General features: G+C 36.0%; 6 protein-coding genes and 2 pseudogenes. 6 read left to right on the top strand and 2 right to left on the bottom strand.

The features are described from left to right. Window positions 1-113 precede the first annotated feature (113 nt). Together A3IA_RS12020 and A3IA_RS0108420 are read left to right on the top strand one after the other, a co-directional pair. Window positions 114-1,022: pseudogene (locus A3IA_RS12020) on the top strand (family 4 glycosyl hydrolase); the annotation flags it as partial. An 810-nt stretch (window positions 1,023-1,832) separates the two neighbouring features. Then, entirely contained in the window at window positions 1,833-3,209 is a 1,377-nt protein-coding gene (locus tag A3IA_RS0108420; RefSeq protein ID WP_018380886.1) for an NAD-dependent succinate-semialdehyde dehydrogenase, read from the top strand. Between the two features lie 188 nt (window positions 3,210-3,397). Here A3IA_RS0108420 and A3IA_RS0108425 read toward each other — a convergent pair whose 3' ends face one another. Continuing rightward, the gene (locus A3IA_RS0108425; RefSeq protein ID WP_018380887.1) at window positions 3,398-4,147 is read right to left on the bottom strand and encodes a MurR/RpiR family transcriptional regulator; all 750 of its coding nucleotides are present in this window, start codon (window positions 4,145-4,147) and stop codon (window positions 3,398-3,400) included. 180 nt (window positions 4,148-4,327) lie between these two features. On the opposite strand from A3IA_RS0108425, the gene A3IA_RS0108430 reads away from it, so the two are divergent. From A3IA_RS0108430 to A3IA_RS0108455, 4 genes and pseudogenes are all read left to right on the top strand, one after another. Further along, on the top strand, window positions 4,328-6,265 hold the full coding sequence (locus A3IA_RS0108430; RefSeq protein WP_018380888.1) for a beta-glucoside-specific PTS transporter subunit IIABC: 1,938 nt from the start codon (window positions 4,328-4,330) through the stop codon (window positions 6,263-6,265). A gap of 56 nt (window positions 6,266-6,321) precedes the next feature. Beyond that, entirely contained in the window at window positions 6,322-7,806 is a 1,485-nt protein-coding gene (locus tag A3IA_RS0108435; RefSeq protein ID WP_018380889.1) for a glycoside hydrolase family 1 protein, read from the top strand. Between the two features lie 86 nt (window positions 7,807-7,892). Beyond that, window positions 7,893-9,253: pseudogene (locus A3IA_RS12025) on the top strand (glycoside hydrolase family 1 protein). A 236-nt stretch (window positions 9,254-9,489) separates the two neighbouring features. Beyond that, window positions 9,490-10,770, top strand: a complete 1,281-nt coding sequence (locus tag A3IA_RS0108455) for an SLC13 family permease (RefSeq protein ID WP_018380890.1) — start codon at window positions 9,490-9,492, stop codon at window positions 10,768-10,770. 108 nt (window positions 10,771-10,878) lie between these two features. Here the strand turns inward: A3IA_RS0108455 and A3IA_RS0108460 are convergent, their stop codons facing one another. Then, a complete protein-coding gene (locus A3IA_RS0108460; RefSeq protein ID WP_018380891.1) occupies window positions 10,879-12,642 on the bottom strand; it encodes a PrpR N-terminal domain-containing protein in 1,764 nt (587 codons plus the stop codon). Between the last annotated feature and the right edge of the window lie 112 nt (window positions 12,643-12,754).

Raw genomic sequence — 12,754 nt, forward strand, 5'->3', positions numbered from 1 at the left:
TGATTGGGGATTTTTCCGTATAGCAAAGGAAAATCTTAGTTTCTAATAGGATATTATTCAACCGGCATTTCAGGTATACTATAAAGTAAGCGTATACAAAAAAGGAGGTAGTGATGAAGTCAATTAAGCTTGTTACTATAGGTGGTGGGTCGAGTTATACACCGGAATTGGTTGAAGGAATGATATTAAGGCGTCACCTGTTTTCTATCTCAGAATGGTGGTTTGTTGATGTGTCAGAGGGTGAAGAGAAGCTTAATATCGTTGTAGAGCTTGCCAAACGAATGGTTGAAAAAGCAGGCTTAGATTGGAAAATAAAAGCTACTTTAAATCGTCAAGAAGCGCTAAAAGATGCTGATTTTGTGACGTCTCAATTTCGTGTTGGTGGACTGAATGCACGCTACCTTGATGAAAGCATTCCTCTATCAAGGGGGATTATTGGTCAAGAGACAAATGGAGCAGGAGGTATTTTTAAGGCTTTTAGAACTATTGAGGCTTACAAATCCATTATTGCTGATATGAAAGAATTCTGTCCAGATGCTTGGTTGATTAATTTTACTAATCCCGCAGGTATGGTGACCGAAGCTTTAATCAATAGATTAGACTGGAAGAAAACAATTGGCTTATGTAATATTCCTATCGGACAGCAAAAAGCAGCAGCAAACGAATTAGCCTTGGAAGAAAGTGAGCTGACGTTAAGGCATGTCGGTCTTAATCATTATCATTTTCATCAAGTTTGGGACAAGCAGGGAAAGAATTGGACGAGTGAGCTGATTGAGCGGTTTTATGGAAATGTAAAGCATAAAGAGCAAGAGGTTGTCAAGAACATTACCAACCTAGATTTTCCCATTAGTTTTTTAAGGGCAATCCAAATGCTTCCCTGTGATTATCATCGTTACTATTTTTTGGAAAAAGAGATGCTAGAAGATGCTATTGTGCAATATCGTGAAGGACATATCAGAGCAGCAGTGGTTAAAAATGTTGAGAAAGAACTGTTTGAACGCTATCAAGATCCTGATTTGAAGCTATCATTTTGGTAGTTAGAAACATTTTTAGTAATGTTTATGCAAGTCATTCCCAAAGTTACTATATGATTTATGGATTGAAAGAATCATGAAGCTAAGTTCAAGCCGTCATCTTTAATTGATTCTAGAGTCTTTTGAATTACCTTTGATACATGGTCACTTTCGACTTGCCTTATTCATACTCAATGAAAATCAAAAGCAGACTAGGCAACACAGATAGCAGATAGAACTAAAGTCCATCAAATCAAGTCAACAAAGTTCGTTTTTGATTTTCAAAGAGTATCAAGTACTGTTCTGCGTCTTTCTGTTCCTTGTTCTGAAAGGTAATGCATTTGACTATAGTAACATCAAATTGATGTATATAGTTGATTATCGTCTTCGTCCTCTTTTCAAGCACCAAAGATAATACCACCAACTGTGCGATGGTGGGAGTAAAATAATCCAGTGAATGATGTCAGAATGAATAAAAAGTCTAATTTGGATATTTTTCTTCAATCTTTTTTCTTTGTATCCAAAAGTAAAAAACTCTCAAAAACACTGAAATAACAGCCTTTTTAAAAGTCTCATTAGTTACTCGTTTCTCTGCACAATTTCCCAAATGATCAAATTTTTAGGAGATTGTCTACGTTCTGAGATACTCCGGTGGATTATGTTAGCCTGAGCCTCGAACACAGAGAGCGAGGTTTCTTTTTCTTTGTTAGAGTTCCTACTGACCTCCTGCTTTGTTTTTTTAGGGTTCTTTGTTTCAAAAATTTGCAAACGTTTACGTAAAAGACTACAATGAATATATCAAGTAAAAAGGAGATAATTATGGCTTATAAAACAATCTACCCTTACACGAATGAAGTGCTCCATCAATTTGACAATGTTTCAGATGCAGATGTAGAAAAAGCGCTGGAAACAGGCCACCAACTCTATAAAGAGTGGCGCCGCGATGATCGTCTAGACGATCGCAAAGCGCAACTACACAAGATTGCCGATTTGCTCCGTCGTGATCGTGATAAATATGCGGAAGTTATGACTAAGGACATGGGGAAACTCTTCACAGAAGCTCAAGGGGAAGTGGAGCTATGTGCTGATATTGCTGATTATTATGCTGATAAGGCTGATGAATTTTTGAAACCTGTTCCTTTAGAAACTAATACTGGTGAGGCCTATTACCTCAAACAAGCAACTGGTGTTATCTTAGCCGTTGAGCCGTGGAATTTCCCATTTTATCAAATCATGCGCGTGTTTGCCCCCAACTTTATTGGCGGTAATCCAATGGTTTTGAAACACGCTTCGAACTGTCCTGCTTCTGCCCAGGCTTTTGAAGATTTAGTTCTTGAAGCAGGTGTGCCCGAAGGGGGATTTAAAAACCTTTTCGTTTCCTATGATCAAGTGAATGCGATCATTGCAGATAAACGTGTTTCAGGTGTCTGCTTAACAGGTTCTGAACGTGGTGGCGCATCGGTTGCTGAAGCAGCGGGACGTCATCTTAAGAAATCGTCACTTGAACTCGGTGGTAATGATGCCTTCATTATCCTTGAAGATGCTGATTTTGACTTACTAAAAGAGACTATTTTCTATGCTCGACTTTATAATGCAGGTCAAGTATGTACCTCTTCAAAACGTTTCATCGTTGTTGGTGAAGAAAACTATAACAAATATGTGGATATGGTTGTGGAAACCTTCAAAACGGCTAAATGGGGTGACCCGATGGCAGCTGAGACAACCTTAGCTCCTCTATCTTCAGCTGGTGCTAAAGAGGAGGTCTTGGAACAAATCAAATTGGCTGTAGATAATGGTGCAACTGTGGAATATGGTAATGAGGCCATTGACCATCCTGGTAACTTTGTTATGCCAACTGTTTTGACTAATATTACAACAGAAAATCCTATTTACAATCAAGAAATTTTCGGTCCAGTTGCTTCTATTTACAAAGTTGATACGGAAGAAGAAGCGATCGAACTTGCTAACGATTCAAGTTACGGTCTGGGTGGTACAGTCTTTTCAAGCAATCAAGAACACGCAGAACGTGTCGCCGCTCAAATCGAAACGGGTATGAGTTTCATCAACTCAGGTTGGGCATCTCTTCCAGAATTGCCATTTGGTGGTGTCAAAAATGCCGGTTACGGTCGCGAACTTAGTGAACTAGGCTTTGCAACCTTCTTGAATGAACACTTGGTATATACACCAAAACGTTAATAAAGAAAAAAATAGATTGGAGAAAAGTCCATTTTAGACATTTTTCTCCAATCTTTTTTTGTAGCCCAAAACACTGAAATAACAGCGTTTCTAACAGGTTAATGTTTATCCGTCTTCCTACAAAGTTTCTCAAATCATCAAATTTTCAGAGGTGTGTCTATGTTCTGAAAATTCTAGTTCATTTTGAACTAGAGTTTTTGATGCAAGCGATCTAATATTATTTCAGTTAAAAGTATTGGAAAAACTTGTGAGTCAATGACTGAATTTCTCGAGAATGTTTTATCTGGTAGTCTAATAATATGTTTAAAATAGGCATCAATAGGAGAGCTTTGATTACTTGTGATTAAGTAAGCATTATGAGGCATATTTTCACTAATTCCGCCTAGACTTCTTTCAAAATTGGATTTATTCGCAGAAACTGAAAAATAAATAAGGAGATCGTTTTCTGTGACGAGATTAGTGAGGTGAGCAATGTCAAGGATGTCACCACTGAAAAAACTATGCTTGTCTAAATTAATCAGACCATAATGGAGTAATTTGGCAGGTAAAGACGATTGATACAGGCCAACTACAAAGATATGGGGTGATACTGCTAGTTGATCTGTTAGAGACTCGAGTATTTTTGATGGAATAGTTTGCAGACTGCTTAAACCATTTTGATATTGTTTTAACATATTTGAGTATGGATCCTCAGTTTTAGAACGAATGCTGGTCCGTAAATCGGTTATGGCGGCATATCTAAAGTCTTTAAACCCTTTATAACCGAGGGATTTGCACAAACGCAATACAGCAGATGTTGATGTGTTGGATAATTGGGCAATTTTAGTAATGGTTAAGGTCTCGATATACTCTAAATGTTCAATGAGTAATTGAGCAACTTGCTTTTCAGCTTTTGGGAGTTCATTTAATTTTTTTGTAAGTAACTCTATTATTGTCATAAGTATCAATCCTTATTGTTCATTCTTAGTTAAATCATATAAAAAAGACAAGAAATAAACAAGCTTTTGACAAAATAATCAAAAAAAAATAACAATTTTATCAAAAAATCTATTGACGGCGCTTTCATTGGTTGTTATATTAGTATTATAAAATTCAAAAAATTATTGAAAGGAATGCTTATGGCAAAAAATTACGATAATTTGGCAAGGGATATCGTTGCTCATGTTGGTGGTGAGGACAATGTTACTAATCTTGTTCACTGTATTACACGATTACGTTTTTATTTGAAAGATGAGACTAAAGCAGACACTGACTATCTTTCAAATCATGACGAAATTGTCACAGTAGTTAAAGCTGGAGGGCAATATCAAGTGGTAATAGGCAATCATGTTGGTGATGTTTATAATGCTATTTTAAACACCAGTCATATTAAAGGTGCTGGTGGTATTGATGTTGATGAAGGGGATGAGGAAGGTCCTAAAGGTAGTCTTCTTGATCGTTTCATCGCTTTAATGTCAGGCTTATTTCAACCAATTCTGGCAGTACTTTCTGGTGCAGGGGTTTTAAAAGGATTAGCTGCCATTATTGCTGTTTTGGGCGTAGAAAAAACTAGCGGTACTTATTTAATTATCAATGCCGCAGGCGATGGTTTTTTTCAATTTCTACCAATGGCCTTAGCGATAACAGCAGCTCGCAAGTTTAAGTCAAGTGAATTTATCGCTATTGCTATCGCAGGTGCCATGCTTTACCCAAGTCTAGTAACTCCTGTAGATACAGATCCGGTGATGACTTTGTTTAAAGGTTCTATGTTTGAATCTGATATTTTTATGACTTTTGCCGGTATACCTGTTATTTTACAATCTTACTATTCAACGGTAGTGCCTGTTATCGTAGCTGTATTCTTTGGATCTAAGTTAGAAAAGTTTTTTAAGAAAGTAATCCCAGATACGATAAAGTTAGCGGTCGTACCTGCATTAACATTATTGATTGCTGTACCGGTTACAATTTTACTGATTGGCCCAATCTCCAACTGGGCATCAGATATTGTCGGTGGTGTTATTTCTGCTGTTATTGATTTTAATCAAACTATTGCATATGCTATTGTCGGTGCCCTTTGGCAAGTCTTTGTTATGTTTGGTCTTCATTGGGGTTTGATTCCAATTATGTATAATAACTATGCAACACAAGGGTTTGATACGGTTTTAGTTGGTGCTTTTGGTGCATCTTTTGCACAGATTGGCGTCTTATTAGCAGTTATTTTTAAATCCAAAGAGAAAAAAGTTAAGCGTATTGGTTGGCCAGCATTTGTAACAGGAATTTTCGGCATCACAGAACCAGCCATTTACGGTATCACCCTTCCTATGAAAACACCTTTTATCATTAGTTGTATTGCATCAGGTATTGCAGGTGCTTTGGCAGGATTCTTAAAACTTGTTTCTTATACTTCTGGAGGCTTAGGGGTTTTCAAATACCCAACATTTCTAGATCCATCAGGAGTAAATACAATGAATATTTGGAATGGTGTCATTGTTAGTGTCTTTGCTTTTGTTGTTGGTTTTGGAATGATGATGTTAGCTAAAGTGCCAGCACTTAATTCTAAGGCGAGTCCAAAGGAGATGTCATCTGTTGATGAAGATAAAAAAGAAAATACGATCAATATTACTGATGAGATGATTAATAGTCCTATTTCTGGGTCTGTGATTGAGCTTAATCAGGTCCCAGATCCAGTTTTTGCTACAGGGGCCATGGGACAAGGGATTGCTATTGATCCTACAGGAAATACTATTGTAGCTCCAGCAGATGCTACTGTTAATCTGCTATTTCCAACAAAACATGCTATTGGCCTTGTAACAGATGGAGGTGCTGAGCTGTTAATTCACGTTGGTATGGATACGGTAGCTCTGGAAGGTGTACCGTTTACTGCATATGTGACTAGTGGTGAAAAAGTAAAAGCCGGACAAAAATTGCTCTCTTTTGATAAAGAGGCGATTACTAAAGCAGGATACTCTGTGGTGACTCCGATTATTGTTACTAATACAAATGCATACAATACCGTGTCGTCTCAGGTAACAGGGTCTGTATTAGAAAATGAGTTGTTATTAACATTGAAAAAATAATATAAAGCTGCATGTCAGCTTTTTTATCTATCAGATTTTTCAGGGAGATAAAGGCGATGCCATATCAATTACCCGCCAATTTTTTATGGGGTGGGGCTACTGCAGATTTTCAGTTTGAAGGAGGTTTTAATGAAGGAGGTAGAGGATTATTATCTCATGACTTTGAGACAGATGGTTCCCTAAAGATTCCCAGACATCATACAATGACATTACCAAATGGTGAGATTATTAAACCCAAAAGTTCCTTCTTTCTTGCTGAAAAAGTTCCAGAGAATGCGCAACCTATTTTTCTTGAAGATGAGTATTATCCTAGTCACAAAGCAGTAGATTTTTACCATCGTTATAAGGAGGATATTGCTTTGATGGCTGGAATGGGATTTAATGTGTTTCGGTTTTCAATCTGTTGGACCCGTATTTTCCCTACTGGCGAAGAAGAGAAACCTAATGAAGAGGGATTAGCATTTTACGATAATGTTATTAGTGAGATGCTTAAATATGGTATGGAGCCTTTGATTACCATTTGTCATGATGAGCTACCAATGGCTCTTGCTTTGAAATATGATGGCTGGTCTTCAAGACATGTTATCAATGCTTATCTGAAGTATTGTAAAGTTTTATTTGAACGTTTTGGTGACCGTTGTCGTTATTGGCTAACCTTCAACGAAATTAATGCTGTCAGAGGTTTTGGACCAACGGGTGTTCGAAACCCAGATGGTCAAGATCGTTATCAAGCCGTGCATCATATGTTTGTTGCTTCAGCTAAAGCTGTTAAGCTTGGTCATGAGATGATGCCTGGTAGTCAATTTGGAGCTATGTATGCTATGAGTGAGCTGTATCCAGCGAGTTCGAAACCAGAAGATGTTTTTCATAGACTTCAAGCACGTCGCGAAAATTGGTATTTTATTGATACGATGGGGAGAGGCTATTATCACCCCTATGTTAAGGAGATTTGGCGAAAACATGGTGTTAAAAATATTAAAATGGATTCAGATGACCAAATCCTCTTAAAAGAAGGACAATTAGACTTTATTAGTTTTTCATATTATAGATCTAACGTTACGCAAGCTGGGGATCCATGGTTTAATGTAGGAGGTTCTCCAAATCCAAATCTTGAAACAACTCCTTGGGGATGGTCTGTTGATCCACTTGGCTTAAGACATGTTATGAATGAAATTTACGACCGTATTCAAAAACCTATTTTCATTGTCGAAAATGGCATGGGAGCTATTGATGAACCTGACCAGAATGGAAATGTCCAAGACGATTATCGAATCAAGTATCTCAGAGATCACTTGAGAGCCATGGCGGATGCTATATTAATTGATGGTGTCGACTGTTTGGGTTATACCATGTGGGGACCGATTGATTTAGTTTCCTTATCTACAGGAGAAATGAAGAAACGCTATGGATTTATCTACGTTGATATGGATGATAAGGGTAAGGGGAGTTTGGATAGGACACCTAAAAAATCCTACTATTGGATGAAAAAAGTAATCGAAACTAAGGGAGCTTATCTTAATGACGATTATCCGACTCCATAGGATAGTACTATTTTTCCCTAGAAAATCATCAATTTAAAGATGTATGGTCTATACTGTAGATAACAAAGTCATTTAAAGGAGATAGTATGCAACATAGGACGCTCAAACCATTTCCAGATAACTTTTTTGGGTGCTTCCACGTCAGCTTATCAAGTTGAGGGAGCAGCTCTATAAGATGGTAAAGGGCGATCGTGTCAAGATGTTAAGGAAACTCCAAGAGAAACTTCAGATTTGTCAGTTTCTGTTGAACATTATCACCATTATAAAGAAGATATTGCTTTAATGGCAGAAATGGAGTTTAAATCATACCGCTTTTCCATTTTTGGGACTCGTATTTTGCCATAAGGAACCGGTACGGTAAATTCCCAAGGGATTGAATTTTACAACAATCTGATTGTGAATGTTTGAAATGCAATATTGAGCCAATCGTGACCATGTTCCATTTTGATATGCCTGCTAAATTAGATGAAGGTGACTCTTGGTCAAACCGCGAGTCTATTGCCTAGTTTGCAGATTTTGTTAAACTTTTATTCGAAATTTTTGGGATCGTGTCACATATCGGCTTACCATCAATGAGCAAAACAAGCTAATATTGGCTGGTCCTGTCATGTACCAGCAGGTACTGAAAACCTTACACGCGAAAGTTATAAACAAAATCGTCGCCCAAGCCTAAATCATGTAGTTTTGCCATGAGGTGCTTCCAGAAGCTAAGATTAGTCCTGCTCCAACTATTTCTCTAGTTTATGCCTCTTCTTCAAAGCCATGTGTAACTGGCTCTACCTAGATGCAGCGGGTTATGGTGTCTATAATAATTTAGTTTGGTCATATTTGGAAGAATATGATGCTGTGTCCGAAGTGACGAAAGAAGACCTCGCTATCATGAAAGCAAGAAAACCTGATTTTATCGGATGCAACTATTACAATACTGCAACAGCAGCAGCTTCATATGGTAGTGAAAATAATTGTTCAACATATGCTGGCCAACAATCTAAATAAGGCGTAGCTAATGTCTTTAGGACAGTAAATAATCCAAATCTGCCTAAGACAGAATTTGGATTGGAAATTGTTCCAATGGGATTCAGGACTACAGTTCGTGAAATGTATAGTCGTTACTGCTTACCATTACTGGTAACGGAAAATGATCTGGGCGCTCATGCTACTTTAACTGAAGATGGAAAAATTCATGATAGTTATCGTATCACATATCTCCAAGATCACATTGAGCAAATCCAACTTGCCATTACAGATGGTGTTGATATGATGGGATACCCCCATGGTCGGCTATTGACCATATTTCAACCTACGAAGGAATTAAAAAACGTTATGGATTTATTGATGTTGATCGTGACGAATTTGTTTTAAAAAACTCGCACGCTACCGTAAGGATTCTTTCTATTGGTATCAATGCGTTATTAAAACAAACGGTCAAGATTTGAGTGATTTGTAAGTTGTATTTGACCATATAAAGGATGAAAAGCAGATGTCTATTAGATTAGGTATCTGTTTTTTTGAAATAGAATAGTTTCAAAAATGGACGATTTTTGTAAGTTGAAGATATATTTAAAATAAAACATCAAATAGGTTTCAAAATAGAACTATTTTTCGAGAGATTTGATATTTTTTTATATCATAATGCTATAAAATTGAAAATGTAAACACTTACAATATTTAAAGGAGAAAATTATGACTTTACAAATGATTTTAGCATTAGGTATTCTAGTACTCATGATTGTCATGATTATGTCTGATAAATTTGCGTTTGGGGCACCCCCATTGTTCGCATGTTTATTACTAGTAGCAACAGGATTATCGACTCCACAAGAAGCATTTGCTGGTTTTATTAATTCTAGTGTTATTATGGTTGCTGGATTTATGGTTGTAATGGCTGCATTGATGAAGACAAGTTTCATTGCTAAAGTTCAAACAACAATGATTGCATTAGTTGAAAAGGGTGGATATAAGAGTTATGCATTGTTATTACTAGTTGTTATGCTAGGAGCAAGTCTAGCTGGTATGGGAGCCACAGGTTATTATGTTCTCATCTTATCGCTAGTATCTACTATTCCTTATAATAAAAAAATGCCGACTTCAAAATTGATGATGCCTTTGGGTTTTGCAACAAATCACCCATTAGTCCCAATTAATGTTGCCCTTACCTATGGTGTGACAGTAAGTGTCTTGGAAAGTTCCGGTGTAAAAGAAACACTTTCAATGGGACGTTTCGCAATTGTTAATCTAATTTTATCTCTAGGGTTTTTGGCTTGGAGCTTAGTTGCCTATAAGTTACTCCCTGATCATCCTATCCAAGCAGATCTTGATCGAGAAGAAGCCAAAGAGCAGGAAATTGCTGTTATGATGATGAATCCAGTTCAGGAAAAGATTACTGTAACCATGTTCATTGTCAGCGTCATAGGCATGATGTTAATGAATCAACTTGGTAACTTTGCATTTGTTCTTCCTGGTTTGTGTGCGGCAGTCATTCTATTCTCTGGTGCACTGGATTTTCGTTCTGTTCGTGATAATATGGGGGCACCTGTTATTCTAATGATGGCTGGTGTTATCGGAGTAGCAGATGCTCTCGCAAATTCTGGCTTTACGGCAATGGTTGGCGACTGGGTTGCAGCAACAGTTGGAACTAATATCAGTCCATTCCTTCTTATTCTTTTGTTTACTTTCTTAACAAGTAGTGCAGCAACATTCACAGGATCAAACATGGGGTCAGTCTTTATTTTTGCACCCATTGCGATTGCAACTAGTGTTAGTTTAGGACTCAATCCTTTAGCTGCAGCTGCAGCAGTAACTATCTCTGGTTGGAATGGCGGGTATATGCCAGTTGATGGTATGCCTGCTATGATTTTGGGTATGGGGAATTACAAACTACCAGAATTCTGGGTGTATTCAGTTCCAATGTATCTCATTCGTGTATTCGCATTAGCATTGGGAGCATATCTCATGTTTCCATAGCGCTGATGTCATTTTAATAAATAGGAAAAGAAGTAGACACTTTTGCTTATAGAATCTTAATGGATAGACTTTAATAAAAGAAGTTTGGAATTTACTTCCAAACTTCTTTTATTGATTCAAATAACGCCATAATGTGGTTCGACTTATGCCAAGTTGTTTTGCAGTTTTAGTCTGATTTCCATTGTTTTTATCTAATGTTAAACGAATAATTTCTTTTGAATAATCAAATAGTGTTCTATTTGAATTGATCCAATCTTTAATTGCTTCTGATTCAAAAAGATTATCGAACTTATTTTTTTCTAAATTTAAGCTAGTCTCAATTTGCGTAGAGGAAATATAATAAGTATCTGTCGCAATAGCAACTTGTTTTAAAATTTGATAAAGTTGATTGAAATTTCCTGGAAAATCAAATTCTGTTAATAATTGTAAAGCCCCCGGCTCAAAACCTACAATATCTCTATTATTTTCAATGTTAATTTTATTTAAAAGTAAGGTAACAATACTGCTTATTTCAGTTTGACGTTCCCTCACTGATGGGGAATAGGTGGTATAAAAGTCTAATTCATCGTTTAAGTGATTTAAGATTGATTGATTATCGTCATCTTTCTTTATGGTATAGGTAAATATAATATTATTTCTTTGTAGTAACTTAGTATTGGAAATAATTGTCATTAATTTATCAAATTCTATAAGTGGCAACTGATCGATATTTTTAAATAAAAAAGTAATGTTGCTATCCATCAATGGACCATTTGAAGGATTAAGGAGATATTTCCAAGTTTTGTCGTTAATGAGTTGTGATTTAATAACGATGAGTTGTGATTGGTTATTTTTTTGTGACAAAAAACTTGTGTAGGCCAAGCTAGTTTTGAATGTTCCAGTCTCACCGGTAATTAGTATTGCATGGTAATGATTTTGAGCTTTTTGAATTTTTTCTTTCATATCAGGTGTGATAAAAGAAGAAAATGACATGTCTGTTGATAATCTTTCTGCTACAGTTTTTTTATCTAAGTATTCGATTCCGAATTGATGATTAATCATAGGAGGAGTCGTTTCTTTAATTTCAATAAGATAGTGATTGTCATCGATAACATTAATATTTAAATGGTAGGTTTGGGACTGATAAGTGTGATAATATTTTGGGTTATCATTTTCGATTTTATCTTTTAAATAGTTCATTATAGCTTTTTGATGTTTGGCATCTATATTGGAAAAAATCGATTGGAAATCTTTTGACATAATCAGTATTTTTGAGTTTTGCTTATAAAAAGCAGTCTGTAGTAATTGTGTGTGATTTTGAACTGCTTTAATATACTGAGTTCTTTCAATAGCGTCATTGTATGCTTTTTTGATACTTTGTTGTCCAGAAGTGATCAATAACGTATTGAGAGACATTTGGAGTGCTGTTTTATTAGTAACGGCATCACAAAGTATTAAGTCAAATTGTTTATTTTGTAGATCACTTAAAATTTCTTTAGTATCACTATTGTGATGTAAGGTGATAATAGAAATGTTGTATTTTAAAATATTGGCTAAAAGATGTGCAGTCTCAGTAATATTATTATAACCAACAATGGCAAATTTTTGACTATAATTTTGGGCTAATTGGATGACACTGAGTATATCATACAAAGAAATCGAAACTTCAATAACAGGAATTTTGACTGCTTTTTGAATTAATTGGGCAGTACCTCCACGAGAAATAATAGCATCATATTGTGTAATATTTAACTTTTTTACTAAGGTTATTGCTTCTTCTAAGTCAGCAGTATAGACATCTAACGTAATATTATCGTAATTAGATGCAATGGTGGCCATAGATTCTCTCAATTCTTCATAAGGAGCAATACCTAATAATCTAACGTTACTCATAAGATCCCTCTTGTTCCATATATGAACAATTATACAACATTATTATTGGTTATAGTATCGTTTTGTGAAAATGTTTCAAAAATAAACATTTTATTATTTCTATTACTTCAAT

This window comes from Streptococcus thoraltensis DSM 12221 (assembly GCF_000380145.1).
In the GTDB taxonomy this organism is placed as follows: Bacteria; Bacillota; Bacilli; order Lactobacillales; family Streptococcaceae; genus Streptococcus; species Streptococcus thoraltensis.

Bases quoted from the DNA above. Each gene is read 5' to 3' on its own strand.
- A3IA_RS0108425 (WP_018380887.1), bottom strand. From the start codon at position 4,147: ATGACAATAATAGAGTTACTTACAAAAAAATTAAATGAACTCCCAAAA.
- A3IA_RS0108435 (WP_018380889.1), top strand. From the start codon at position 6,322: ATGCCATATCAATTACCCGCCAATTTTTTATGGGGTGGGGCTACTGCA.
- A3IA_RS0108455 (WP_018380890.1), top strand. From the start codon at position 9,490: ATGACTTTACAAATGATTTTAGCATTAGGTATTCTAGTACTCATGATT.
- A3IA_RS0108460 (WP_018380891.1), bottom strand. From the start codon at position 12,642: ATGAGTAACGTTAGATTATTAGGTATTGCTCCTTATGAAGAATTGAGA.
- A3IA_RS0108420 (WP_018380886.1), top strand. From the start codon at position 1,833: ATGGCTTATAAAACAATCTACCCTTACACGAATGAAGTGCTCCATCAA.
- A3IA_RS0108430 (WP_018380888.1), top strand. From the start codon at position 4,328: ATGGCAAAAAATTACGATAATTTGGCAAGGGATATCGTTGCTCATGTT.